We start from the raw sequence: 26,047 nt of genomic DNA on the forward strand, positions 1-26,047 counted from the left end.
ACCGAATCGAACCTTCTCCCTCGCATCAGGCATCCGACACTCGGTCGGTTGCACGATGCGCGGAGGCAGGCTCATGACGGCTTACTCGGAGCGACGGCTCGCAGGAACGGAGACTCGGATGGGATTTGGCGCGGGCAGCGCAGGTCGATTCGCGCTGCGCTGCGGGGCCTTGGCGACGACTGCCGCTGGCGCGATTGTGATCGGCGCCGGTGCAGCGACGATGCCATCGCTTCCGATCGCTGTGGCGCTGCCGCTGCTTGATCGGCTCGAAGCCACGGGTGAGTGCGCTCTGGTGGATCGCGCGTCGAGTGGGCGTGCCCTGGTGGAACGCGCATCGGGGCAGCCCGCTTCGGTTGAGCGAGCGTCGGCGGAGCGCGCGTTGTTGGAAACCGCCGAGCGACCCGCTCCGGCTCCCGCTCACGCGCTTCCATCGGCACCGTCCCCGCAGCTCGCCGGGCACGCCGCCTTCGATCACGCGACCTCTGCGCCGCGAGCCGCGCTGCCGCCGCGAGGCGTGTTGCCACCGCAGGCCGCATTGCCACCGCGTGCGGCGACGCCGATCAACGCGATCGAGGCGGCGGCGATTGAACTCGTCGAACTCGTGCGAAGCGCCCATCGTGATGAAGTTTCGCCGCAGGAGCTGCGAACGGCTCGAGTCGCGCTTGAGGCGAGGCTTGAGGCAACGCTGCGTCGCATGCCGCGAAGCTGGAGTCAGGGCGATTTTGAGCGTCTCGAATGTGCGCGGGCCAAGCTCAATCAGGCCATCATCCGCAGCCAGGAGTGGGAAGCCTTCGGTCCGGTGTCTCGTCCTGAGTGGGGGTGGGACCCCGATCGAGCGCGCGTCGAGGTCGCATCCGACGCGGTCCTCAGGGGCTTTGTGATCCTCGGGGATCGCTGACGGGCATGCGCGAGAGGTGGCGGGTGGGGCGTCGGTCGGCTACACTCTCTCCCTCTTCGGGCTAGTAGCTCAGCTGGCTAGAGCACGCCCCTGATAAGGGCGAGGTCGGAGGTTCGAGTCCTCTCTGGCCCATTTGAATGAGGTTGCCGCGGAATGCCGGGTCGCGCACGCAAGTGCGCCGCGGTGGCCTGCGCATCATGCCATTGGCACCAGGTTCCACGAAGCCGCGCCGAGTTGAGCGGCCAGTCGATCAAACGCCGCGTGCAGGCGCTGGCGGCGGGCGCGGTCAGCCCTGATCCCCGGTTCCCACCATGGCCCCCTGATCTCAAGGACGCCGGCGCGTCGATCGAACTTGGGGTCGATGCGCCCGACGAAGCGATCTCCTTCGAGGAGCGGCATGGTGTAGTAGCCATAGATCCGCCGCGCCGCAGGTGTGAAGGCTTCGAAGCGGTACTCGAAGCCGAAGAGTCGCTCAAGCCGTGCTCGATCTCGAATGACGGGATCAAATGGCGCGAGAACCATGATTCGATCGGCCTCGGCCGGTGATGCCCTGAACTCGGGCGCTGCCTGCCAGCCCGCCGTGACCACGCATCGCGTCGCGGGGCCACCATCGGCGCGCTCGACGAGAACCTCATCGAGCTCGCCTCGCTTGATCGCCGCGCGCACCCAGCGCCGCGCCTCTTCGAGCGGAACAGCGGCCCAGAAATGGGCGATCTCGCGCTCGGTCGCGATCCCGAGGCGCTCGAGCGCGCTTCGACACGCCCACTCGAGATGCTCCGCCGCGCTCGACTTCGACTCGGCGTGCTCCGCCGGCACGACGCGCTCGGGCAGGTCGTAGACCTTCTCAAAACGCTGTCGCCCGGCGACCGCGAGGCGGCCGCTGCGCCACAAGTGTTCAAGCGCCGCCTTCTCCGGATGCCAATTCCACCAGCCGCCCGGCTCCGATCGACGGCGATCGGGGGGCTGGAAGTCCCTCGCGCGTAGCGCTCCTTCGGCTCGCACCCGCGCGAGCACGCGCGAGAGCACTCGCGCCGGCTCGCGTCCGAACCTCGCCTGCCACCACGCGTGAGCCCGGTCCTTGCGCTTGTAGCGCTCGAAGCGATGGGACCAGTGCGGATACCATCGGATCGGGATGGCGCACGCATCATGGGTCCAGTGCTCAAAGAGCGCACGGTGCTCTTCGAGTGCGCTCTGAAGGTGCGCGGGTCGAAAGCCCTCGAGGCGAGTGCCGAGAATGAGGTGGTGCGCTCGATCGACCACATTGATCGAATCGATCTGCACATAGCCGAGCGATTCGATGAGCGATGCGACCTCGCGCGGCGTCGAGCGACGGAATCGCGGCGAGGTCGCCGACGGCCCGGAATCCTTCCACGGCGCAAGCCCCTGACGGGTGAGCAGCACGCGCCGCGCCACGGCTGCAGGAAGCGTCTCGGGAAGCCGCATGGCCCTGTATCATGCCCGACTTTCCCGACACGGGACTTCTCGCACCAGAAACCACCACGAACGACCATGCGACGCGCCAAGATCAGCATCATCGGAGCCGGAAATGTTGGAGCCACCTGCGCCCACTGGGCGGCTGCCAAGGAACTGGGAGACATCGTCCTTCTCGATGTGCCCGAGCGCGAAGGCGTGGCCAAGGGCAAGGCGCTCGACCTCGTCCAGTGCGGACCCATCGAGGAGTTCGACAGCCGGGTCATCGGCACCGCCGACTACAAGGACACCGCCGGCAGCGATGTCGTGATCGTCACCGCAGGTCTGCCCCGCAAGCCGGGCATGAGCCGCGACGATCTCATCCAGACCAATGTCAAGATCGTGCGCAGCGTGGCGGAGCAGGTCGCGACCCACGCTCCCGACTCGATCATGATTGTCGTCAGCAATCCGCTCGACGCGATGGTCTACACCGCGTGGAAGGCGAGCGGTTTCCCGACGCATCGCATCCTCGGTCAGGCGGGCTGCCTCGATGTGGCTCGCTTCCGCGCCTTCATTGCCATGGAGATCGGCTGCTCCGTCGAGGACATCCAAGCGCTCCTTCTGGGCGGTCACGGCGATGACATGGTTCCGCTTCCGCGCCTGACGAGCGTGCACGGCATTCCGCTCGAGCAGCTCCTGCCCAAGGAAACGATCGATCGTTGCGTGCAGCGCGCGAAGGTTGGCGGCGGCGAGATTGTGCAGCTCATGGGCACGAGCGCGTACTACGCGCCCGCAAGCGGCACGATTCAGATGGCGGAGGCCATCATTCGAGACAAGAAGCGCATCCTGCCCTGCGCGGCCTACTGCGAGAAGGAGTTCGGCGTCGCCCCGAACCAGCCCGGTCAGGGCTACTTCGTCGGCGTGCCTTGCATTCTCGGTTCGAAGGGCATGGAGAAGGTCGTCGAGATCAACCTCGATGCCGACGAGCGCAAGCTGATGGATGAGTCCATCAGCCATGTGAAAGATCTCGTCGCCACCGTCCGCCGCATCTTCCCCGAGCTCGCCTGATCGAGCGCGACTCGTCCCGAATCTCACTCGGACCACAGGATCGGAGCACGCATGAGCGACCAAGGACCTCCCGGCGCCACACCGCCGCCCCCCGGCCAGCAACCCAATCCGCAGCAGCCGCAGCTCGCACTCACTCGGCACGAGAAGAGGACCTTCACGGCCCAGACGGTCCACTTGGCGGGTAACGCATTTGTCGACTGTGTGTTCGATGGCTGCACGCTCGTCCTGACGAACGCGCCGTGGTTCAGCCAGAACACCCAGTTCCGCCGCTGCAACTGGCGGATCGACTACGATGTGCTCTGGGGCGCCCCGGAAAGCCGCTCCAACCTGCGCCGCGTGCTCGACCTGATCGATGGTGCGCTTGACGCGCGAAGCTGACGGTCGCCCGCTTGAAATCTTGGTCCCGGCCGCCACGGCACGCCGATTCTTCTCCCAGTGGAACGCTCCCGCCCGCTCTTTCGAGTCGACCCCGGCTGGCTCTTCGTGCTGGCGGGTCTTGCCTTGGTGCTGGCGGCGGCGGTCATCCCCTCGGAGCGGCAGCTCCATGAACTCCGGGTGCAGCTTGAAGAGTTGCAGCATGCCGAGAGAAGCAACTTCGCGATTCTCGGGGCGTACGAGGGGTTCCTTGGGGATTTGGACGATCGGGACCCGGCGCTTCTGAAGCGCCTTGCCGCAAGCCAGCTTAACCTCATCCCGCAGGGCGAGACGCCGCTGCTCATGGCGTCGACGGTGAACGCCAGCGTGCCCGAGTGGATTGAAGCCACGGTTGAGGTCGAACCCTTCAGGGCTTCGCCGCCACCGGACACTCTGCTGGCCCAGTGGACCGATGGACGGAAGCGCCTCTGGTCGATTGGCGCGGGTGGGTTCCTCGTCTTCATGGGCCTGCTGATCGGGACCGGCAGCGACCGTCGTTCTCAGCGAGCGACGCGGGGTTCGAGCGAGCGCGATGAGAAGGAGGCGTGGGCCGACGAGAGCATCGATGCCGAGGAGGATGACGAGTCATCCGATTCCCATGGCGAGGATGGTGCTTGCGATGACTCCGAGGCGGCACTCGACGAGGACTCCGAGGGCGACTGCGACTCCGAGGGCGGCAACGAAACCGATTCGGGTAAGCCGTTCGCGACCTGAATCGGCCCTGGGTGACGCAAGTCTTCGTGGTGGCGGCCGCTGCGATCGTCGAGAAGAAGGGGAACGACTGAGCGGAGTGCAGCCGGTCCCCGGGTAAGGTCCTCGTATGCCGCGCGGCCCGGGGGAGGTTTCAGAGCCACTGCTTCGCGTGATGGTCGCGCCGGGGGTCGGCTCCAGGACGGCGATGGTGCTCAGGAGCGTGCTTGGATCGTGGGAGGCGGTTGTCCGGGCGTCGCGGTCGGAGATCGCCGCGGCGCTGGCCGACGAGCCTCGTCTCGCGGGAATGGCGGCGGCCGTCCACGCCGGGCTTCTGAAGGCCGATCCTGACCGGGAACGGGCCGCCATGGAGCGGGTGGGTGCAGGGGTCGTTCAGATGGACGACCCTGACTATCCGGCCCTTCTCAGGCTCATTCCCGATCCGCCGCCGGGCCTCTTCGTCCGGGGACGGCTGGACAACGGGGACGCATGGTCGCTCGCGGTCGTTGGAAGCCGGGCTGCAACGGCCTATGGCATTGACTCCGCGGGCCGGCTCGCGTGCGAACTCGCCGACCGTGGGCTGGTCATTGTGAGTGGCGGCGCACGCGGCATCGATGCCGCCGCGCACCAAGCCGCGCTCCGGGTTGGTGGGCGAACCATCGCCGTCATGGGAGGCGGCCTCGCGCGGCCCTATCCCGCAGAGCATGAGCGCCTCTTCGATCGCATGCTCGAAGGGGATGGGGCACTCATCAGTGAGTTTCCCATGGAGATGGAGGCGCGCCCCGGTCACTTCCCGAGGCGGAACCGGATCATCGCGGGGCTCGCGCTCGGCGTGCTGGTCATCGAGGCCGCCGTTGAATCAGGCGCAAACATCACCGCAAGGCTGGCAGTGGATGATCTCGGGCGCATGGTCATGGCCGTGCCGGGGCCTGTCGGAAGCCGAGTGTCGGCGGGGTGCCACCGGCTCATTCGCAGTGGCTCGGCGGCGCTCGTGGTCTCGGCCGAGGAGGTTCTTGAAGATCTGCGGTCAACGCTTCCGCTGATGCGCGCTGCGCTCGATGCGATGCCCAATGCTGCCGCGAGCGGGCATTCAACGGTGCCGGAGATTCGCACCAATGACCCCGCGCCGCGATGGCGATCGGCGGCTCGACGGGTGAGCGCGGGTGGCACGGCTCGCGAGGTCGAGCGTCGCTGCGCCCAGTCAGGGGTGTCGCCCGAGGAAGCGCTGGCCGCACTTACTCTTGAGGCGCTGCGTAGCGATGGAGCGCGTGATGGTGCAACTGGTCCAGTCAATTGCGCCGCGGTGTCGGCCCTTCCCTTACCGCCGTCGCCCACACTTGAAGCGCCTCGCCACCCGGAGTCGCCCCCGTCGCCGCAGAGCAGCGATCAGGTCCAGCCAACCGCGTAGAAGATTGCCGTGAACATGAGGTCGGCGATGACGACCGTCACCACGCTCTGGACCACGGTGTCAGTCGTCGCACGACCCACGCCCGCGGCCCCGCCGCTCACGCGCAGGCCGTTGTTGCAGGCGATCAGACCAATGATCAGTCCGAAGACACCCGCCTTCACAAGCCCAGTGAAGAAGTCGGTGTTGGTGACCTGGGTGATGGTGTTGTTCTTGTAGATCTCGTACGGGATGCCGAGGCCGAAGACACCCATCACACCGCCCATGATGACGGCGCTCAGGTTGCTGATGACCGCGAGCAGGATCAGCGCGATCGTCGTCGCAACCACACGCGGCATCACCAGCACGCGTACGGGATTGAGGGCCATCGCCTCGAGCGCCTCGATCTCTTCGCCCACGACCATCGTGCCGAGCTCGGCGGCGATGCTCGCGCCGGCATAGCCGACGAGCACGATCGCCGCGATCAGCGGACCAAGCTCGCGGAAGACCGCAACACCGATCAGGTTCGCCACCTTGTCCGTCTGTCCGAACTGAGCGAGGCTCGGCTCCGTCTGAAGCGCGAGGATCACTCCGATCGCGCCCGAGACGAGCATGACGATGCCAATGCTCCGCACACCCACACGAATGAGCTGGGCGATGGCGCCACGGAGGCCGAACCTCGCCCTTCGAAGGAAGATGGTCCAGAACATCCACTTGGAGGTCTCGACGAGGAGCAGCGCCAGCTCTCCCACGATCCGCGCAGCACCAAGCCACAGGCCGGCCCATGTGTCCAGCATCCGGATGGGCAGCGCGGGTGGCGGGCGATCGTCGGACATCGGTGGCTCAGGCGCTCAACGCGGCAGCACGATCGGGCACGATGGTGAAGACCGTATCGAGCCGCGAAATCTCGAGAATGCTCTTCACCCGTGTCGTCAGACTGCACAGCAGCAGACGACCACCGTTGCGCCGCGACCCCTGAAGCGCCTCGACCAGTGTGGCGACACCGGAGCTGTCCATGTACGGAACCCCGGAGAGGTCGATCACGATGCGCTTGGGAGATCGCTTCATGGCGGTCGCGATCTGGCTTCGCATCGACGGACTTCGGGCGAGATCAACTTCACCCTGGGGCGACAGGACGACGCCGTCGGGGATCTCTTCCACGGTGATCTGAATGGTGTCCTGCTTGGCCACGCTGAAACCTTGGTCGGATCGTAAGCCGCTCACCGGACTTCTGCAAACAGCGAGGAACATCGCTCGGTCAGACGGGGCTTTCCGCAGGCTCGTCGCGCAGGATCTTCTCGAGAGTGAGGCGCATTCCACCTTCGTGGCGCCGCTCGAACCGAACGACATCCATCAAGCTCTGCATGAGATGAACTCCGAGGCCGCCAGGTCGAACCTCATCGAGTTCGCGGCCTCGAATCGTCTCGGGATCCACCTGGCGCGCGAGGTCCTCGATGACGATGCGAAGGCCCGCAGGATCATGCAACTCCCAGAGGTGCACCCAGATCCGGCAATCCTCCCGGCCGCCATATCCATGACGAAGGACATTCGCGAGCGCTTCATCGACAGCAAGCTGAATGTGACTGCACATGACCTCGTCAAAGCCTGTTCTCTCGGCCAGCGACACGACCATGCTGCGAACCGGCGCGAGGAGCCCGGGGCGACTCAGCAGTTGCACCGACAGATCAGGGCACGGGGTCATTCGAGTTGCACTCCGTTGGATCGAACTTCAGCCAGCACCATTCCCTCGGCTCGGCACCACTTCACCCATCGGTCAACGGCCCGTTGACGCTTCAGAGGTGGATCATCGGGCCGGTAATCGAGCGTTTCTCCGGTCAGGGAGTAGAGCGTCTGAATCGCCGCATGACGAACCACGGGATCATGACTGGTGAGGCACTCGACAACTTCCGGGATCTGCGCACGATCGCCGTCGGCCTTGATGCGCGCGAGGGCCGCCACGCGCGGTCCGGTGGCGGCGCTGTTGATCGTGCCTTCGAAGGTTCCGGGCGCACAGGATGCTGCACCACCAAGGAGCAGCACCGCTGTGGCAACCCTGGAGATGACGCCGACACGATCGGCTCGGCTCCTGGCCAGCGCGCGTGTTCCTGCGGGAGCGGTGGTCAGGGGCGGGGGGCCGGCGTGCGTCTCCTGCACGGAATCAGCCTATCACCGCTGCCGTGCAGCAGTCTCCATCGCCGCTCCTTCGCCTACCATGACGATCTTCCGTGACCCTCCGCGCCGCCCAGCCCATTGTCGAGACGAAGACCTCGGCGGCGCCTGCGCGAAGTTCGAAACCAGAGACGGTGCTCGTCCTCGATTTCGGGAGCCAGTATTCCCAGTTGATCTGCCGGCGCGTGCGCGAAGCGGGCGCCTTCAGCCTGTTGCTTGCTCCCGACACGCCCATCGAGCGCCTGCGGGAGCATGAACCCTGCGGCATCATTCTCTCCGGTGGTCCCGCGAGCGTCTTTGAGAAGGGCGCCCCGAAGTGCGACGATCGTCTCTTCGAGTTGGGCATCCCGGTGCTGGGCATCTGCTACGGCATGCAACTCGCGTGCAGGCTGCTCGGCAGTCGCGTCGAGCCCGCCGCAGCGCGCGAGTATGGCCGTGCCAAACTCGACATTCTCGACAGCACGGGGCTCTTCAAGGGCATTCCGTCACAGACGATCGTCTGGGCGAGCCATGGCGATCAGGTGAGTGACCTGGCGACCGAGTTCCGCGTGCTCGCGTCAACGCCGACTTGCCCGCATGCCGCGGTCGCCCATCTCTCGAAGCCCTTCATCGGAGTGCAGTTTCATCCGGAGGTGACGCACACGCCTCATGGTGTCGACATCCTGCGAAACTTCCTCTATGAGATCTGCGGTTGCCGTGGCACCTGGGCAATGCGCGACTTCATGGAGGCGGAGTGCGAGCGTGTGCAGGCGCAAGTGGGCAAGGAGCGCGTCATCTGCGGCCTCTCAGGAGGCGTCGATTCAAGCGTGGTGGCGGCGCTCCTCTCTCGCGCCATCGGTCGGCAACTCACCTGCATCTTCGTCGACAACGGTCTGCTTCGGAAGAACGAACGGGCGCTGGTGGAGACGACCTTTCGCGATCACTTCGACATCGATCTGCGCGTGATCGACGCGTCGCGCGACTTCCTCGCCGATCTCGAAGGCGTTGTTGATCCGCAGGAGAAGCGCCGGCGCATCGGCCATCGCTTCATCGAGGTCTTCCGCGCGGCGGCGCGGGAGGTGGGTGGCTCCCCGCGATTCCTCGCGCAGGGCACGCTCTATCCCGACCGCATCGAGAGCGGCCAGAGTCACGCGGGCACGGCCGCGAACATCAAGCTGCACCACAATGTCGGAGGTCTCCCGAAGGATCTCGGCTTCGAGCTGGTGGAGCCGCTTCGCGATCTCTTCAAGGACGAGGTCCGTGCGCTGGGTGAAGTCCTCGGCCTTCCGTCGCAGCTCGTCTGGCGCCATCCGTTCCCGGGACCTGGCCTCGCCGTGCGCATCATCGGTGCGGTGACCCGCGAGGGGCTCGATCTTCTTCGCGACTGCGACCAGATCCTGCTCGATGAAATTCACGCCGCGAACCTCTATCGCGTGACCAGTCAGGTCTTCGCGGTACTGCTGCCCGTTCGCACGGTCGGCGTGATGGGCGATGGTCGCACCTATGACTCCGTCATCGCGCTACGCGCGGTCGAGTCGCAGGACTTCATGACGGCGGATTGGTGTCGCCTTCCTCATGAAGTGCTCGCGACCATTTCGAGCCGCATCATCAACGAAGTGAAGGGCGTCAACCGCGTCGTCTACGACATTTCGTCGAAGCCACCGGCGACGATTGAATGGGAGTAGCGGCGCCGAGACGGGCGAAGATCGGCCGAGGCGTATCGGCCTCGGCGCTCGCCCGGCCGCCCAGAGAGACGCGCGACTTCCGCGCGATGATCCATGTATGACCTGATCGGCGACATCCACGGCCACGCGGCCACGCTGCACGCCCTGCTCACGAAGCTTGGGTATGCACTTCGCGGCGGTGCGTGGCGCCATCCGGAGCGAACGGCAATCTTCCTCGGAGACTTCGTCGATCGCGGTCCGGAGATCCGCGCGACCATCGACACGGTGCGCCGCATGGTCGATGCGGGGAGCGCGCGGGCGGTCATCGGAAACCATGAGATCAACGCGCTGGCATACGCCACGCCGCGGCTCGACGCGGAAGGTGGGTTCTGTCGTCCTCACACGGAGCGCAATCGCCGTCTGCATGAGGCGACGCTCTCGCAGCTCTCAGCAAGCGAGCGCGTGGAGGCGATCGAGTGGTTCCGGACGCTTCCGCTTTGGCTTGATCTTGGAGGCGTGCGGGTCGTCCACGCGTGCTGGGATGAGCCCTCGATCGCATGCGTGCGTGAGGTGCTGGCCGAGGAAGGCGGCATGACTGACGACGCCGTGCGGCGCCTGCACGAAGAGGGGACTCCCGAATTCGACGCCATGGAGATGATCTTGAAGGGCCCTGAAATCAGGCTTCCCGCAGGCGTGGTCCTTCAGGACAGCGAAGGTCATCCCCGTCGGGTCATCCGGGCGCGGTGGTTTGAGTCACCCAAGGCATGGACCTACGACGAGGTGGTCTTTCCACCGTCGCCGATGGTGCCGAGCGTCGAGGTGCCGCAGGGTGAGCGGCGCGACCTTCCGTACTACCCCGCGTCGGCGCCGCCGCTCTTCTTCGGCCACTACTGGATGTCGGGCGAGTCGCGTCCGACGCTTCTTGCGCCGAACCTCGCATGCCTCGACTGGTCCGTAGCCCGAGGCGGATGGCTCGTCGCCTATCGCTGGGAGGGCGAGCAGCACCTCGATCCGGCGCGGCTCCACTGGGTCCCCGTCAACACCGCGACGCATACGATGCTCCCATGACGACTCCCGCGACCATGGCCAGGCCTTCTGGTGCTTCTGAAGCTGCATCCCTGATCGAGCCGGCACTGGCCTCGAACCCGGTGGTCCGCGACGCGGTCTCGCGAATCCTCGCGGAACTCAGGAGCGCGCAGGCGAAGATCGTTGGGGCCCGCGCACCGAGCGCCGAGCGCCGCGTGACGCTCGATGAGTGGCTGCACCGCACCGCCGAAGTGAAGGGAAGGCCAGCCTTCTATCCCTATCTTGGTACGGGGCTCGGCCATGGTGCCCTTGTTGAGCTGGCCGACGGCAGTGTGAAGTGGGACATGATCGGCGGCATCGGCGTGCACATGTTCGGTCATGGTGATCCAGAGATGGTCGAAGCGGCGCTCATCGCCGCGCTCTCGGACACCGTGATGCAGGGTCATCTCCAGTTCAACGCCGACAGCACCGCCTTCGCGGAGTTGCTGGTTTCCGAAGCGTCGCGCTCAAGCGCCATCAAGCACTGCTTCGTGAGCAACTCAGGCTGCATGGTGAATGAGGCCGCGCTCAAGGTCTGTCAGCAGAAGACCCATGCGGCGCCGCGCGTGATCGCCTTCGCCGACTGCTTCATGGGACGATCGACGACCATGGCGCAGATCGGCGACGGCCCCAACTATCGCCAGGGCGTGGCGCTCAATGTGCAGGTCGACTACATGCCCTTCTACGATCCGGATCTCGGCCCGCGGTCGACCGAGATCGCCTTGTGGCATCTTCGGCAGACCCTCGATCGCTATCCGCGCCAGCACTCCTGCTTCGTGATGGAACTGATCCAGGGGGAAGGGGGCTTCAATGTGGCGCCGCGCGAGTTCTTCGTGCCGCTCCTCGATCTCTGCCGCGAGCGAGGCATTCCCATCTGGTTCGACGAGGTGCAGTCCTTCGGCAGAACCACCAGCATGTTCGCCTTTCAGACACTCGACCTCGGTTCATACGCCGATGTGGTGACGATCGGCAAGATGTCACAGGCGTGCGCCTGCCTCTACACGGCGGAGATGAATCCGAAGCCTGGCCTGCTGGCGGGGACTTTCACCGCGGCGACGAGTGCGTTTCATGTCGGACTTCGCGTGCTTCAGCGGCTGCGTGACGGCGGGTACTACGGGCCCGACGGTCGAATCGCGAAGCTGCATGCGGCTTTCAGAGAACGAGCCGAGGCGCTGGTGGCGAAGCACCCGGAGTGGTTCCCTCCGGTTCGACTCGCCTTCGGACGGACCTCTTCGCGCGTTGTTGGTGGGATCGGCGGGATGATGCGACTCACGCCGTTCGGTGGTGACAAGGACCGGATCAACACGCTGCTCAAGCATCTCTTCGAAGATGGTGTCATCACCCTTGGCTGCGGCCACGGTCCCTATCACCTGCGATTCCTGCCGCCGATCGGAGTCTTCCGCCCGGAGCAGTTCGATCCGGTCTTCGAGATTCTCGAGCGCTCACTCGCGCGCTCCTGACGCGCGACGGGAAGGCGTCCGCCCCCGTACACTGCCGTCATGTTCATTGTCCGACAGGCCGTCATCGATGACCTGCCGACGCTCTTGAAGCTGGCCAAGATGGTCCACTTCATCAATCTGCCGGCGGACAAGGACATCATCGGTGCCAAGATCGCCCGTAGCCGCAGGAGCTTCGCGGGCCAGGCGAAGGATCCGCACGAGCGTCAATTCCTCTTTGTGCTCGAGGACACCGAGACGGGTGCCGTCATCGGGACCTCGGCGGTCATCAGTTGCATCAGTTGGCCGGGGTGGCCCCATGTCTTTCTCAAGGTGCGGCGCCGCTCCTACTTCAGCGAGGACCTTCAGCAGGGCTCGGTCCACACCACCGTGCAGTTCGGAAGCGATGAGAGCGGGCCGAGTGAAGTGGGGGGTCTTATTCTCGCCCCGGGCTATCGAGGCCACCGTGAACGGCTGGGTTCACTGCTCTCGCTGATTCGCCTGCATTATGTGGGGCTGCACCGCGATCAATTCGCCGATCGAATGCTGGCGGAACTGATGGGACCGCTGTCGACGGACAGTCGCACGCTCCTCTGGGAGTACCTCGGGCGGCGCTTCATCAACTTGAGCTATCACGAGGCGGACCTCTTCTGCCAGCACAGCAAGGAGTTCATGACTGCCCTCTGGCCGCGCGACGAGATGCATGTCTCGATTCTGCCGGCGGAGGCGCGGGCGCTCATCGGCAAGGTGGGCGAGGAGACCGTCGCCGCGAAGGCGATGCTCGAGCGCCAGAGCTTCGAGTTCAACGGATGTGTCGATCCCTTCGACGGCGGTCCGTACCTCGAGGCGAAGACCGATGAAATCCCGTTGGTCAAGGCCACGCGCTCGCTGGCCTTCGGCGGTGCCGCCGATGTGGCGCACGGCGGCGCCGAGGCGTTCGTCAGCTTCCGTTCGAAGGAGCATGGCTATCGCGCGCTGCGCTCGCCGATCCGCATGGAGGGTGAGTCGGTGCTGCTGCCCGAGGCGGCGGCGGAAGCGCTTGGAGCCCGCAAGGGCAACGCCATCGGCGTGACGCCCCTCGATGCATCGAGTGATGGGCGCAGCAAGCGGCGCAAGACCTCCGCCAGCTCGCTCTCGGCGCTGAGCGAGCTTCGCGAATCTCCGGCCGAAGTGGCCACACCCCCTCGGAAGTGACGCATGAAGGATCTCTGCATCGCGTGGATCCTGCGCTCGGGAGGCCCGCTGTGCACGAAGTGATCGAGTCGCGCAATCCGGCCCGCCCCGACGAGATCGTCTGGCGCGGGGAGGCGACGATCGAAGTGCTCGATGCTGCCGTCCGGCGGGCTCGCAAGGCGGCTCCCGCATGGGCGCGACGACCCGAATCGGAGCGCGTGGCGCTTCTCGAATGCTGGCGCGAGGTGACTGCGTCGCGCGCCGAGGAGCTCGCGCAGTTGATCACGCGCGAGATGGGTAAGACGCTGGACGAGAGTCGCGCCGAGGCGAAGCTTCTTGGCGAGAAGGTGGTTGTCACGCTGGCGGAAGGCTCTCGCTCGCGGGTGCGCGACTTCACGGTCGAGGTTCCGGCTGGCCGTCGCGGTGAGTGTCGCTTCCGACCCTATGGCGTCATGGCGGTCGTGGGGCCATTCAACTTCCCGGCGCATCTGCCCAATGGGCACTGGGTGCCGGCGCTGCTCTTGGGCAACTGCGTCATCTTCAAGCCAAGCGATCGCACGCCCGGAGTCGGTGCCATGCTCGGTGAGATGGCGCGGCAGGCGGGCTTCCCCGAAGGCGTGTTCGAAGTCGTGCAGGGGGCCTCGGCAGTTGCGCGAGCCCTTGTCGCCCATCCCGACATCGACGGGATCCTCTTCACCGGAAGCTGGCCCGTGGGGCGCGCCATTCTCGAAGCGAATCTCGATCGACCGGGCCGCATCGTGGCACTCGAACTCGGGGGGAGCAACCCCGCGCTCGTCCTTCCCGATGTCGCGTCAGCGGGCGATGGATTCGGCGCAGGCGGAGGCTCGCTCTTCGATCACGCCGTGCTGGAGTGCATGCGCGCGGCGTTCATCACCACTGGGCAACGCTGCACCTGCACCAGGCGGATCATCGTGCATCGATCAGTGGCGCCACGATTCATCGAGGCGCTGGTGCGCGCCGCAGCGCGGTGCACTGCGGGGCCCGGAGATGCCTCGCCTGCGCCCTTCATGGGCCCGCTGGTCAGCCGTGCGGCGCGCGATGCGGTGTTCGCATTCGTTGCCGAGCATGAGCGGCGCGGGAGTCGTGTGCACTTGCGTCCTGAGGCGCTCGACGCTCCGGGGTGGTTTGTGACGCCGGGTGTGATCGAGGTCGAACGCTTCGACCGTGCGACCGATTGCGAGTGCTTCGGTCCCGTGGTTCAGGTGGCTGCGGTCGACTCACTCGAGGCGATGATCGCTCAGGCCAATGCAACGGACTTTGGCCTGGCGGCGTCGGTGTTCACCGCCGATGAGCGCGCCTGGAACGAGTGCCGTGAGTCCATTCGCAGCGGCCTCGTGAACTGGAACTGCGGGACGGCCGGTGCGAGCGGCAAGCTTCCCTTTGGGGGCCTGGGTCGGAGTGGGAACCTCCGACCCGCCGGTGCATTCAGCGTGGACTACTGCGCGTTTCCCAAGGCGTCCATGATCGAAGCTCCGCCAAGGCGCTGATGATCCGTCTCGTGGCCTCAGGGGCAGGGGCCCCACAGGCCGAGCAGCAGTGAGATGTCGGCGCCGTTCACCACGCCACTCCCATCGAGATCGAGTGGTGAGCCCGGGCCGACGACGCCCCATGAGCCAAGGAGAATGCTCAGATCGGCGCCATTCACCATGCCGTCATTATTCAGGTCGGCGTCACAGTCGAGCACCGTCATGCCGAGAGGCACCAGGGTGTCAGGATGAATGTTCACGAAGCCCGGGCCGTTGTGAAGCGCCGGGACAACATTGGAGCGCTTGGTCAACATTCCAAGCCGCTTGCCGCAGGGCTTGCCCTGGATCGGTGAATCTCCATCCAGACCCCATACGCCGTTGACCTTCGCGTACTCGCGCACGGAGCCGTCGCAGGCGATCCACAGGCGCTCTCCGCGATCCGCGATGACCGATGACGGGATGCAGGACCCGAGCGGAATCGACTCAACGAAGATCTGCCCGCTGTCCGGGTTCAGCAGCACGCTGAAGAGGGAGTTGCTCGCCGAGGTGAAGAACCACGCCCGACCAGTCTCTGGATTCACACTCACGGAGCCATCGCCGGCCATGGGAATGTTCTGAGGCACGATGATGCTCGAAAGCTGGTTGCCGAGGGTTCGATCGAACCGGACGATTCGGCGCTGCGGAATCGAGAGGATGGTCACGGCGTCCAATGTGTCGTCGTAGGCCAAGGCTGACACGGGAGGGCTGTTCGAGGTGGAGCTGATCAGGGCGCCCTCATCGTTGAGTCGATAGAGCTTGTCTCCGTCGCTCACATAGATGTCGCCCCGGCGACCGACCGCCATGCTCCGCGGGTCGAGCGAGGCACCGTCGCCGAAGGCGGCGAGTGCACCATCAAACAGGTCGAGCCGCTGCATCGATCGAGTTCCATTGGGAGCGATGGTGAGCAGCAGAGCGGCGTTGAAATCAGGGTGGAAGTCGAGGGCGCGCACATCCATGTCAGCGGGAATGGAGAGCGTCCCCCCGATCGGGCTTGGAGAACCGGCGAAGGAGAGGTCGATGGACTGCACCAGGCCCGGCAGACCTCCGAACGAGGGGAAGAATGTGATGCCGAGCAGCGGACGCACGGCGAAGAACGAGTCAACGATCCGATACAGGCCGTCCCCTGAGGGATGGTTCAGAACGCTGACAAGGGCGAGGAAGTCGGCACCCTCGTCGGGTCGAATGTAGACAACCATGTTCGTGTAGTTGGCCACGACATTCTTGAATGCGGACTGCGTGGCGTTGGCGGGGTCGTCGGCGGGATCGCGGTATTGAATCTGCCGTGTGGTGCCCCACTTCTCGATCCCCGTCAGGGTGACCGCGTGGCCCCCGGTGCGATTGAGAAGCGGCACGCCGTTGATCACGCCGATCTGGGTGTATCGGCCATACGCAAACTCAACAATCCAGCCGGAGCAGGCAACCGCACCCATCTTCTCCACGGTCGGCCAGTATGACGGCTGAAGCCACTTGTGCTGCCAAGAGAGAATCGGCGAGCTGCTGAGCCACACCGATGCTCCGTTGACCCAGCCCGTGCCCCCGGTGCCACCGGTGGGACTGGTGTTCATGAGCGCACCCAGTGTTTGAATCGCCGAGGTCGCGTCGTTGTATCGGAGGTTCGACTGCCAGAACCCGGGGCCTGGAGGGGTGTTCGGGAAGCCGTTGTTGGCGGCATAGGCGAAGAGATTCACCGCCCCGGTCGGAACGCAGTACATGGCACCGTTGGCGGGCAGCCCAGGAGTGTTGCCGGAGGGTGAGCGCCGCTGGTCAAGGTCAGGCATGAATTTGATGCGGTACTTGATGCCGACTCCGCCGGGAAGGTAGAGCGACTCGACGACGCTCGACTCCGCTCGGGGCGCAATGGCAGTCGCCACGACAGTGGCGAGGGCAAGGGACGCAAGCTTCGCACGGCAGACGGTGATGGGACGGCGGGACATTGGTAGATCGCCTCTTCTCTCTTCACATCGATCGGATCCTGGGTGCGGGCCTGATGGCGTGTTGACGCGCACCTTGAATCCCAAGATCGGGCGGCTCTCGCTCCGACCTCACGGCGCTTCAGGGGAACACCCACCTGAAGGATCTCAGGATTGAAAGCGCAGACTCCCCGCCGAACCCCTCGAGATTCCGGAGTCAGACTTCGAGCGGGCGCCTGCCGCGACCGGGGAGCGAGGCATCGGGTGCCCACGCGCCGATGTCCTGATGCATGGCTCCGCCCGCCCCCAGGAACGAGTCACTCGGCAGTGCGGTCGCCGAGAGCGCGCTCGTCTGACGGTTCGCGAGATCGCACCCCGCCATGATCCTGAGAGCAACGAGCGTCGCGGCAGTCGCGCCAAGGGTGCGGGGCAAAGCGGACCTCGTGGTCACTCGCTTCATCATTGTTCTCCCTCGTCCCGAGGGGAGTCACCCAAACGAAGATCCTCGGGCGAGTTGGAGCAGGATCGCACTCCGATTTCGGAGTCGTGTTCTTCAGTCTCCGATTGCATGGTGCTGCTCTTGACGGGCATCGACGCACCAGTACCTTGGAGACGGGGTCATGTGCGGCCCCCGTTCGGCGTGACCTGCGTGACTCTCTCATGGCGAGAGGTGTCATGTTGTTCGTCTTCGAGTGATCGGGAGATCTGCGTCGTGAACCTGCGAGTGCCTTCCTTCGTCGCGGCCGCGGTGCTGGTCGGAAGCGCCGCTGCGGCGACCGTTGATGTCTATGTCTACAACCTCGAGTTCAGCATCAATCCACCCGGCGGGCCGGTGGTGGATCCGGTGATCGCTGTGGGTGACACCGTGCGCTGGGTGCATCTCCAGGGCAATCACACGACCACCTCGGTCGTCGGCAGCGTGGAAGTGTGGAACGCGCCGATCAGTTCAAGCAGTCCGACCTTCTCCCACACCTTCACGCATGCAGGCGTCTTTCACTACTACTGCATTCCTCACGGTTTCGACAACGGAGATGGCACCGCGGGAGGAATGGCCGGCATCGTCACGGTCCTCGATGCCCCGTTCGGCGCGTGCTGCCTTGCCAATGGAACATGCGATCTTCTGACCGAGGCTGCCTGCATCGCCGCAGGGGGAGCGTTCCAGGGAGTTGGGAGCGCCTGCGCCGCGGCCCTGTGTGCCGCGCAGCCGATGACCGTCGAGTTTCAGGCGTCGCAAGACAACATCCTGTATGAGTCGGCCACGGGGTCCGTCAGCAATGCGCTCGGACAGTACCTCTACGCAGGCAATCAGAACAACGGCGCGAAGAGGCGGCCGGTGGTTCGATTCGACACTTCTTCGATCCCTGCTGGAGCGACGGTCCAGTCAGCCGCCATGACGCTCTTCTGCAACCAGTCTCAGGGTGCGGCCACGGCTGTGACCGCTCACCGGCTCCTCGCCTCGTGGGGAGAGGGGACCTCTCAGGCTGGCGGCAACGAGTCCAGTGGAGCGGCGGCTACGGTGGGCGATGCGACCTGGTTGCACCGCTTCTTCGCGACGACCTTCTGGTCCTCGCCAGGTGGCGACTTCGTCGGAGCCGCCAGTGCGTCGACGGTCATCGCCGCAAGCAACTCGAGCTACACCTGGTCAGGCGCCGCCGTGGTTGCGGATGTTCAACATTGGGTTGACATGCCCGACACCAACCATGGCTGGATTCTCTTCGGCGATGAGGGCAGCAGCTCAAACACCAAGCGATTCCAGAGTCGCCAGGGCGCAGCGGTCGCCACACGACCGAAGCTGACAGTGACCTACATGCCACCATCGCCTACCGGAGCATGCTGCTTCTCCGATGGAGGATGTGAGTCGACCACCGAGCATGACTGCATGATGGCGGGTGGCGTGTTCCACGGCGCGGGAAGCGAGTGCGCCAGCGTCGCCTGTGCCGTGGTGCTCGAACCCTTCCTCGTGGAGCTGCCCCGCCCCGGGGTCGCGACGCCGGTGAGTGGAGTTCCCGGAGGCGCAGCGCATTACGAGATTGCGATGACAGAGCAGATGCAGCAACTGCATCCTTCGCTTCCGCCCACCCGCGTCTGGGGGTACGCGGGCTCGTACCCGGGTCCGACCATCGAAGCCTTCCGAGGCGAGCCGGTGACCGTCATCTGGAAGAACGATCTCCGGGCCTGGGAGACGGGTCAGCTGCGATCGACCCATGCGCTCGCCGTGGACACCTGTCTTCATGGTCCCGACATGACGGGCGAGGTTCCAGTGGCGGTGGTGCACCTCCATGGCGGCAAGGTTGCCCACGACAGCGATGGATATCCCGAGTATGCGTTCCCGCCCGGATCACAGTCGCCGCTCTACCACTACCCGAACGATCAGCCCGCGGCCACGCTGTGGTATCACGACCATGCGCTGGGAATCACGCGATTGAATGTGGTCATGGGTATGGCCGGCTTTTACCTGCTCCGCGATGCGGAGGAGAGCGCCCTCGGTCTTCCGTCAGGCGAATTCGAGATTCCCATGGCGATCCAGGATCGCTCGTTCCGTGCGGATGGTTCGATCGATTATCCGGAGCACTGGCAAGGGCACTTCTTCGGCAACACGATTCTCGTCAACGGCAAGGTGTGGCCGTATCTCGAGGTGAAGCGAGGCAAGTATCGCTTCCGACTGCTCAACGGCAGCACGAGCCGGGCCTACACGCTGGCACTCTCCGATCGATCGCCCTTTTGGCAGATCGGTTCAGACCTCGGTCTGCTCGAAGCGCCGGTTCAGCTCTCCGAGGTCACCATCCTGCCCGGCGAGCGAGCCGACATGATCTTCGACTTCGCGTCCTATGACAGCGGTACGGAAGTGGTGTTGCTGAACTCTGCGCCGGCGCCCTATCCGGGCTTCCCCGGCGTGGGCGTTGTTCCCAATGTGATGAAGTTCATCGTTGGCCCTGAGAGGGGCCACACGGCGCCGCTGCCAGGCTTCCTGGTGCCGGTTCCGCGCATCGATCCGGGGTCAGCCGTGCGTGAGCGTGTGCTCGACCTCGCCGTCATGCCAGGATCGAAGTGCCCCGGACATCACGAAGGCATGTGGATGATCGACGGGCGTCACTGGGGTGAGATCACGGAGTTCCCGGTGATGGGCACCACGGAGATCTGGACCTGGCGCAACGACTCGGGTGTCAGCCACCCGATGCACATGCATCTCGAGCCAACGCAGGTCCTGAATCGTCAGGCGATCGATCCCGTCTCGGGCGAGCCGACCGGGCCGCTCATACCACCCGCACCGAACGAGATGGGCTGGAAGGACACCGTTGACGCATGGCCCGGCTACTTCACGCGAGTCATCGTCCACTTCGATCAGTACCTCGGTCTCTTCCCGTATCACTGCCACATCCTGGAGCACGAGGATCACGAGATGATGCGACAGTTCAAGGTCGTTCACCCGGGAGATCTCAATGTCGATGGCTTCGTCAACGGGGTGGATCTTGCCATTCTCCTGGGGCAGTGGGGCGCGTGTGCCGACTGCACGGCTGACATCAACCGCGATGGTGATGTGAACGGAGCCGATCTCGCCATTCTGCTGGGAGGTTGGACGGGCTGACCCGGACTCGGATTCCATTCAGCGTTGGAGCCGTGGGCGTCTCTTACGGCTGCCAGTTCGCGGAGCGATCCTTGGAGAGCACGCGGACGCCCTGATCAATGCAACGGCGGCAAATCCACGCGGCGCGGCGTGCACTCGCGAAGCCGGGCTCGTCGCGCACTTCAAGGCACATGGTGCAGGCGGTCTCGTGGCGAGTGGCGTGACCGGCTAGAGGCGCCGGTGAACCCGATGCCGCGTGCGCCGTGACTCCGGTCCGCTCAGGAGCCGGTGCCGGCACAGGTCCATCTCGCGCGATCGACTGAACCGCTTGATTAGCGGCACGAAGGCACTCGCCGCAGATGCAACTCCCATGGTGACCCTCGATGAACGGGAGGGTCTCCTGCCAGGAACGCTCGCAGAAGTCGCAGAGAAAGTCAGTCGGCAGCATGTGATCCGGATCGCAGCCGGGGCGATGCATGGCGCAAGCCTAGCGACCTGCACGAGCCATCGCTGTCGAGCGCTGGCTGGTCACGCGCTGCACTGCCGTGGCCCCGAGCGGCTTCGAAGCGCCGAACGCGCGGGCGGCGGTGCGAGCCAGGGCAGCCGCGCGGGAGGGCCCGCTATTCTCCTCTCGTGGCGCGACGCATCTCATTGGTGAACCGCACCATCGTCGTCTTCACGATCGCATCGATCGGCATCGTGGGTGGCGCGGTCGCGGTTCCATGGGTGGCCCTGCGGCAGGTGGCTCGAGAGATCCGCCGCGAGGACTTCCGCCGTCAGGTGCAGCGCTACGGTGAGGTTCGTGCGACGAGCGATGACTCACTCCGTCTGGTCACCTCCACGGCCCTCGCCGAGGGCGCGTCTCCGCTCCTTGAAGTCTTCGAGCGTCTGAAGCGCGATGGGGAGACCTTCGAACTGCTGATCGATGTGCCCGTCGATGGCCGCCTCGTCCAGCGGTATGTTCGCGCGGTCCGGCGGAGCATCGCCAAGGCCCTCGCCGAGGGCGAGGTCGTGGACCTGCGGCCACCGTCGCTTCCATTCCCCCCCGATGATCCGATCGAGGCGCTGATCGTCATTGATCGGCCGGCGAACGACCTCGAAGCGCTGGTCCGGGCCAAGCGACTGTGGACGGGCGTGGCCGCTGGATTGGCTGTGCTGGCGCTCGGCTCCATCTACGCGTTGCTCGTCCGCCGCGACCTGCTGCGCCCAGTTCGCCGACTGCGCGACACCGTCGAGCGCGTGCGCAAAGGCGAGATCGGCGCCCGAAGCGGCATTCGATCGGCCGATGAGTACCAGCGACTGGGCGAGTCATTCAATGCCATGCTCGATCAGTTCGAGCAGGCTCAGAAACAGCTCCGCGCGATCAACGAGAATCTCGACCTGAAGCTCAGCGAGCTCTCCGAGGCAAATGTCGGACTCTACGAGTCAAACCGTCTGAAGAGCGAGTTTCTCGCCAATGTGAGCCACGAACTCCGAACGCCCCTGAACTCGATCATCGGGTTCGCGGAGTTGCTCGACGAGCTCGCCCGCAACGATCCTGTTGCCGACCCGAAGCGACGCCGCTACATCAGCCACATTCTCTCGAGCGGTCGCTCGCTGCTCGACATGATCAACGAGCTCCTCAGCATGGCGAAGATCGAAGCGGGTCGCATGGAAGTCGTGATCGAGCCGACGAGCGTCGCCGATCTCGTCGAGGGCATCGTGACGATCATGCGTCCCCAGGCGGCGGCGCGCCGCATCGATGTCCAGGTGCGCGTGCCTGCGGGGCTGCCGACCATCGAGACCGACCCCGGCAAGCTCCAGCAGATCCTCTACAACTTCCTCTCGAACGCCATCAAGTTCTCCCCCGATGGTTCGGAAGTCACGCTCGGCGCCGAACGCGTGGTCCGCTCCGACGGTGCCGCCGGCGTTCGAATCACCGTGCATGATCGCGGTCCCGGTGTTCCTCAGGACATGCAGGAGACCATCTTTGAGAAGTTCCGCCAGGTCGATGCGAGCAAGACGCGCCAGCACTCGGGCACGGGACTGGGTCTCGCCATCTGCCGCGAGCTCGCGCACATGCTGAATGCGGCGGTGGGACTTTCGAGCGAGCCGGGGCAGGGATCGACCTTCTTCGTCGAGCTCTCCTTCGAGTTCCGAGGCCGAGAGCTTCCGCCGCTGATGGGCGATGGGTAGAAGCTGGTTCGAAGCGAGCCCTCGTCATGGGTGGCGAGTGGAAAGCGGCGCCCAGTGGTCGCACCGTCGTCGCCACGCCGCTCCGAACTCCTGGCCATCGTTCAAGAGCCGCGCCGCTGGACAGGCGCCACGAAGCCTCGATGAGGCTATGTCAGGAACCCCCGCCTCGCCGGTCCGAGGTGTCGAGGATCCTGAGATGGCCCGTTACTTTCGGACCCAGAGTTCCACGCGGCCGCGCCCCCAGTCGATCCAGCCCGGCCACGCTCGATCCTGTTCGAATCCAGCGTCGCGAAGTTCCCGCCAGCGCTGCGGCGGAAGGAAATCGGGGTAGGTCACCACCACCCAGCGCGCGCGCGGCTCGGCGAGGCGCACGACAAGATCCGAGCCGAGAACTCCAGATGGGGCGACCGGCATGTTGGGGGGGGCGTAGAAGGAGCTGATGTTCCCGCGCAGGCCGAGATCGATGCCGATCTCGCCGGGCCCCTTGCGCGAAGCAACCTCTTCCCACGCATCTCGCAGCGGCTGTCGCGGCGGCAGGAGCGCCAACTCCACGAGGGCGCTGGCCACCAGCATGGCGATCGCCATCACACCAAGTTGGCGTTGAAATCGGATCAGCGTCATGACGCCGAGTGCGAGCGCAAGCGCCACGCCCGGAACGACAAAGGACGCGAAGCGGGCATAGGTCCAACTCCCGCCGAGGGCGAGCAGAATGAGCAGGGGAAAGCCCGCCATCGACGCCAGCAGCGCGAAGCGCGCCCACGGCGTCCGCCGCGCACTCCACAGGCCGATCACCATGATGAGCAAACCGGGGAGCGCCGCAGGTAAGGGCGGCAGCGCGGCCGCCCATGTTCCACCGAGCATCAGGATGAGGCGAAGGCCCTCCTCTGACTGAAGCGAAGGCGTGTCGCCGTCAGTTGCCGCAAAGAGCGCTCGGCCGGCGATCACATCAGGCAGGAGGGGCGCGAGCATGGTGATGGCCATGGCGCCCGACATCACGATGCCGACCATGGCGGATTGCGCTCGCATTCGAAGCAGGGGTTCCCGCCGACGGCTGAACCACACGGCGACCACGACGAGTGCGAAGCCGACCATGACGAGCGCGGCCACGAAGTGGCTCCATGTGGCCGCTGCGCCGGCGAAGGCCATGACAACCCAGGTCCAGGGCTCGCCGTCCTGCATGCCGCGCAGGAACGCCCAGCATGCGACGGTCGTGAAGAAGATGACCAGCCCATAGCCGCGCGCCTCGGTCGTTTCGAGGACAGCGACGGGCATCAGCGCCATCACCAGCGCCGCCGCGTAACCCAGCCGCACGCCGCCGACGCGACGACCGAGCGCGTGCATCCACACGATCGCCAGCGTGCCCGCCACCCACGATGGCGCGCGCAGCGACGACTCGTCGGCACCGAAGGCTTGCGCCGACATCCAGGTCAGCAGGGATTGCAGGACATGGTTGCTCGGTGTGAACCACGCCCCGAGGATCGGCCCCGGCCCATGCTTGGTGAAATCTCCGATTGCGGCGAGTTCATCGAACCAGAGCCCGTGCCCCAGGAATGGAATGCGCACCAGCAGACCGAGCAGCGCGATCAATGCGACCGAACCGACTTCGATCCTTGACACCGGTTGACCGGGTTCGCGATCGGCATCGCTGCGCCAGCGAAGAAGGAGGAGCGCGCCCGCCACCCACATGATGGCCGTCGCGACCGCCGCGATGCGGAGCCAGAGAGCGCCGACATGATTGGGCCCCTGGCGCCACGGATGCTCGGGATGCGAGAAGAAGTCGGCAAGCGCCGCCGTCGGAAGGCTGGCGAGCAGCAGCAGTCCGACCGCCACCAACAGGACCGAGCCCCACCAGCGCCAGACGCTGCGCTCTCTCATGAGCCGCCTCGCCTCCAGAAGCGGCGAAGCGCGCCTCGCGCGCCGGGCGCCCCCTTCTTCGGTGGCCGCGATCTGCGAGTGGGCGTCGAGGGTGACTTGGCGGGCCCAGAGAACGCTGGGAGCGCCGCTCGGCCCTGGCTTCCAGGCGCCGATCGCCCTGCCGCCTCCTGCGCCGCAACCGTGAGCGCCTGGGAAGGCGGCCGTCGTTCGCGACCGATCGCCCAAAGCGCTGGCAGCGCCGCCAGGCGGAGAAGGCTCGAAAGCAGGAAGAGCGTGAGATACGCCTCCCGCCCGGCACCCATCGATGAGAGCAGCAGCGCGCCAGCAAGCGATCCGATCACCATGGCCGTGCAGTTCAGGAGATTGAAGACGGTCAGGACACCAGTGCGCTCACGGTCGGGAATCATTTCAAGCATGAGCAGGAAGGTGGCCAGTTCCCATGCGCCCCAGACGCAGCCGTTGAGCGCCTGCAATGGAACCAGATACCAGAGGCTGGGCGACACGACCCATGCGGCGCTGAGCCCCACGATTCCCACGCCGGACACCATCAACAGCCGGCGCGCCCCGAAGCGCCGCGCAAAGTGGCCGTGCAGCGGAAGGAAGAGACTCTTTGAGGCAAAGAGCGTGGCGACCATGAGCAGGTACTCGCTCTTGGAGAGCGAGAGCGAGCGGAGCATGTAAGGATTGAAGTACGGGGCGCTGATCTGCACCGTGAATTGCGCAATGAGGAGGTACTGGATGAGTCGCAATTCACGGCCGCGGACGATCCGCGCGAGCGTCGACTTCACGCTGATCACCTCGTTGCGTCGCGTGATTTCGGGAGCGTCGTGCTGGGCACGGAGGAAGAGCACGCTCGAGAGTCGCGAGAGGGCCGCGATTGCCATGATGAGTGCGAAGCCGGGCAGGAGCAGGTCGCTCCCCGACATTGCGGCGGCTCCCTCGGAGACGCTCGCGACATCGACGGCCATCGGGGCCTCGGTAACGCTGCCTGCGCCAGCGGCGTCGATGACCGCCGTCACCTCGGGGACCTCGCTCACACTCGCCGCTTGCGCCGCGTGATCGGTCACGGGTGCACTCCGAACATGCTCGAATCGGGCCAGGATCAGCCCCGCACCGATGATCCCACCCAGTTGCACGATCTGGCAGAGTCGATTCCGCAGCGCGAAGTAGCGAGCCCGCAAGCGCGCCGGGAAGATGGTCGCCACCCAGGTGCTCCATGTCGGCCCGGCACCGAGCGCCGCGGCCCAATAGAGCGAGATGCATGCGAAGACCATCGGCACTGGAATGCCACCGGTCAACGCGCCGATGACCATCGGTACGAAGCTCAGGAACTGGACCACGGCGCAGATCGCCACCCAGCGCCGCGGCGAGCCAACCTTCTCCGCCATTCGCGGTGCAGCGAGCTGAAGAATCGCCCCCATCAGGAGCGGAATGGAACTGATGAGGCCACCCGCCTCGTCGCTCGCACCGAGGGCAAGCACGAACGCCGCGAAGTAGGTCTCCCCCGACCCGACCATGAAGCTGTAGGTCGCGCCATCACCCGTGCAGGCGTTCAGGCTGCGGCGCACGGAGGGCGTGACTTCGGACGCGGGCTGCGGCACGGGCGGATGCTACCGCCCTCGAGGCGAAGATCTGCGAGCAATGCC

22 protein-coding genes and 1 tRNA gene are annotated in these 26,047 nt (G+C 65.5%); 13 read left to right on the forward strand and 10 right to left on the reverse strand.

The features are described from left to right. Positions 1 to 898 (forward strand): hypothetical protein (locus tag KF724_06125; GenBank protein ID MBX3355257.1); only part of this gene is annotated, 898 nt, incomplete at its 5' end. 58 nt (positions 899 to 956) lie between these two features. Further along, positions 957 to 1,030: transfer RNA gene (locus tag KF724_06130), tRNA-Ile, on the forward strand. Positions 1,031 to 1,093: 63 nt separating this feature from the next. Here the strand turns inward: KF724_06130 and KF724_06135 are convergent. Beyond that, positions 1,094 to 2,341 (reverse strand): YcaQ family DNA glycosylase, encoded by a 1,248-nt coding sequence (locus tag KF724_06135; GenBank protein ID MBX3355258.1) that lies wholly within the window; start codon positions 2,339 to 2,341, stop codon positions 1,094 to 1,096. Positions 2,342 to 2,407: 66 nt separating this feature from the next. Between KF724_06135 and mdh the strand changes: the two genes are divergently transcribed. The 4 genes from mdh to dprA all read left to right on the forward strand — a co-directional run bounded on the left by mdh (position 2,408) and on the right by dprA (position 5,888). Beyond that, positions 2,408 to 3,376, forward strand: coding sequence for a malate dehydrogenase (gene mdh, locus KF724_06140; protein MBX3355259.1), 969 nt, complete (start codon positions 2,408 to 2,410; stop codon positions 3,374 to 3,376). A 51-nt stretch (positions 3,377 to 3,427) separates the two neighbouring features. After that, positions 3,428 to 3,754 (forward strand): hypothetical protein, encoded by a 327-nt coding sequence (locus KF724_06145; GenBank protein ID MBX3355260.1) that lies wholly within the window; start codon positions 3,428 to 3,430, stop codon positions 3,752 to 3,754. Positions 3,755 to 3,811: 57 nt separating this feature from the next. Continuing rightward, positions 3,812 to 4,504: a hypothetical protein gene (locus KF724_06150; GenBank protein ID MBX3355261.1), complete on the forward strand. Its 693-nt coding sequence runs from the start codon at positions 3,812 to 3,814 to the stop codon at positions 4,502 to 4,504. Between the two features lie 106 nt (positions 4,505 to 4,610). Beyond that, a complete protein-coding gene (dprA, locus tag KF724_06155; protein ID MBX3355262.1) occupies positions 4,611 to 5,888 on the forward strand; it encodes a DNA-processing protein DprA in 1,278 nt (425 codons plus the stop codon). On the opposite strand, the gene KF724_06160 is transcribed toward dprA, so the two are convergent. The 4 genes from KF724_06160 to KF724_06175 form a co-directional block, all read right to left on the reverse strand. Further along, entirely contained in the window at positions 5,867 to 6,700 is an 834-nt protein-coding gene (locus KF724_06160; GenBank protein ID MBX3355263.1) for an ABC transporter permease, read from the reverse strand. The genes dprA and KF724_06160 overlap by 22 nt on opposite strands. 7 nt (positions 6,701 to 6,707) lie before the next feature. Continuing rightward, a complete protein-coding gene (locus tag KF724_06165; protein ID MBX3355264.1) occupies positions 6,708 to 7,055 on the reverse strand; it encodes an STAS domain-containing protein in 348 nt (115 codons plus the stop codon). A gap of 67 nt (positions 7,056 to 7,122) precedes the next feature. Beyond that, positions 7,123 to 7,566 carry an ATP-binding protein gene (locus KF724_06170; GenBank protein ID MBX3355265.1) on the reverse strand — a complete coding sequence of 148 codons (444 nt, stop codon included), beginning with the start codon at positions 7,564 to 7,566 and terminating at the stop codon, positions 7,123 to 7,125. Beyond that, positions 7,563 to 8,018 carry a hypothetical protein gene (locus tag KF724_06175; GenBank protein MBX3355266.1) on the reverse strand — a complete coding sequence of 152 codons (456 nt, stop codon included), beginning with the start codon at positions 8,016 to 8,018 and terminating at the stop codon, positions 7,563 to 7,565. The genes KF724_06170 and KF724_06175 overlap by 4 nt, the downstream gene beginning before the upstream one ends. 95 nt (positions 8,019 to 8,113) lie before the next feature. Here KF724_06175 and guaA point away from each other — a divergent pair, with 95 nt between their 5' ends. The 5 genes from guaA (at position 8,114) to KF724_06200 (ending at position 14,858) form a co-directional block, all read left to right on the forward strand. After that, positions 8,114 to 9,697, forward strand: a complete 1,584-nt coding sequence (gene guaA, locus KF724_06180; protein ID MBX3355267.1) for a glutamine-hydrolyzing GMP synthase — start codon at positions 8,114 to 8,116, stop codon at positions 9,695 to 9,697. A gap of 93 nt (positions 9,698 to 9,790) precedes the next feature. Next, complete coding sequence (locus tag KF724_06185) at positions 9,791 to 10,744, forward strand: metallophosphoesterase (protein MBX3355268.1); 954 nt, start codon at positions 9,791 to 9,793, stop codon at positions 10,742 to 10,744. After that, a complete protein-coding gene (locus tag KF724_06190) occupies positions 10,741 to 12,201 on the forward strand; it encodes an aminotransferase class III-fold pyridoxal phosphate-dependent enzyme (GenBank protein MBX3355269.1) in 1,461 nt (486 codons plus the stop codon). The genes KF724_06185 and KF724_06190 overlap by 4 nt, the downstream gene beginning before the upstream one ends. Positions 12,202 to 12,240: 39 nt before the next feature. Next, complete coding sequence (locus KF724_06195) at positions 12,241 to 13,371, forward strand: arginine N-succinyltransferase (protein MBX3355270.1); 1,131 nt, start codon at positions 12,241 to 12,243, stop codon at positions 13,369 to 13,371. 23 nt (positions 13,372 to 13,394) lie between these two features. Then, complete coding sequence (locus KF724_06200; protein MBX3355271.1) at positions 13,395 to 14,858, forward strand: aldehyde dehydrogenase family protein; 1,464 nt, start codon at positions 13,395 to 13,397, stop codon at positions 14,856 to 14,858. A 17-nt stretch (positions 14,859 to 14,875) separates the two neighbouring features. Here the strand turns inward: KF724_06200 and KF724_06205 are convergent, their stop codons facing one another. Together KF724_06205 and KF724_06210 are read right to left on the reverse strand one after the other, a co-directional pair. Next, positions 14,876 to 16,810 carry a hypothetical protein gene (locus KF724_06205; GenBank protein ID MBX3355272.1) on the reverse strand — a complete coding sequence of 645 codons (1,935 nt, stop codon included), beginning with the start codon at positions 16,808 to 16,810 and terminating at the stop codon, positions 14,876 to 14,878. Positions 16,811 to 17,003: 193 nt separating this feature from the next. Further along, positions 17,004 to 17,246: a hypothetical protein gene (locus KF724_06210; GenBank protein ID MBX3355273.1), complete on the reverse strand. Its 243-nt coding sequence runs from the start codon at positions 17,244 to 17,246 to the stop codon at positions 17,004 to 17,006. Positions 17,247 to 17,498: 252 nt separating this feature from the next. Between KF724_06210 and KF724_06215 the strand changes: the two genes are divergently transcribed. Next, entirely contained in the window at positions 17,499 to 20,372 is a 2,874-nt protein-coding gene (locus KF724_06215; protein MBX3355274.1) for a DNRLRE domain-containing protein, read from the forward strand. A 43-nt stretch (positions 20,373 to 20,415) separates the two neighbouring features. On the opposite strand, the gene KF724_06220 is transcribed toward KF724_06215, so the two are convergent. Beyond that, positions 20,416 to 20,829, reverse strand: coding sequence for a hypothetical protein (locus KF724_06220; protein ID MBX3355275.1), 414 nt, complete (start codon positions 20,827 to 20,829; stop codon positions 20,416 to 20,418). A gap of 155 nt (positions 20,830 to 20,984) precedes the next feature. On the opposite strand from KF724_06220, the gene KF724_06225 reads away from it, so the two are divergent. Beyond that, positions 20,985 to 22,526, forward strand: a complete 1,542-nt coding sequence (locus KF724_06225) for a HAMP domain-containing protein (GenBank protein MBX3355276.1) — start codon at positions 20,985 to 20,987, stop codon at positions 22,524 to 22,526. A gap of 204 nt (positions 22,527 to 22,730) precedes the next feature. Here the strand turns inward: KF724_06225 and KF724_06230 are convergent, their stop codons facing one another. Both KF724_06230 and KF724_06235 read right to left on the reverse strand, forming a co-directional pair. Next, positions 22,731 to 24,401, reverse strand: a complete 1,671-nt coding sequence (locus KF724_06230) for a glycosyltransferase family 39 protein (protein ID MBX3355277.1) — start codon at positions 24,399 to 24,401, stop codon at positions 22,731 to 22,733. Then, the gene (locus KF724_06235) at positions 24,398 to 26,002 is read right to left on the reverse strand and encodes an MFS transporter (protein MBX3355278.1); all 1,605 of its coding nucleotides are present in this window, start codon (positions 26,000 to 26,002) and stop codon (positions 24,398 to 24,400) included. Before KF724_06235 ends, KF724_06230 begins: the two co-directional genes overlap by 4 nt. Positions 26,003 to 26,047: the final 45 nt, after the last annotated feature.

Source organism: Phycisphaeraceae bacterium (assembly GCA_019636735.1).
Lineage (GTDB): Bacteria > Planctomycetota > Phycisphaerae > Phycisphaerales > SM1A02 > VGXK01.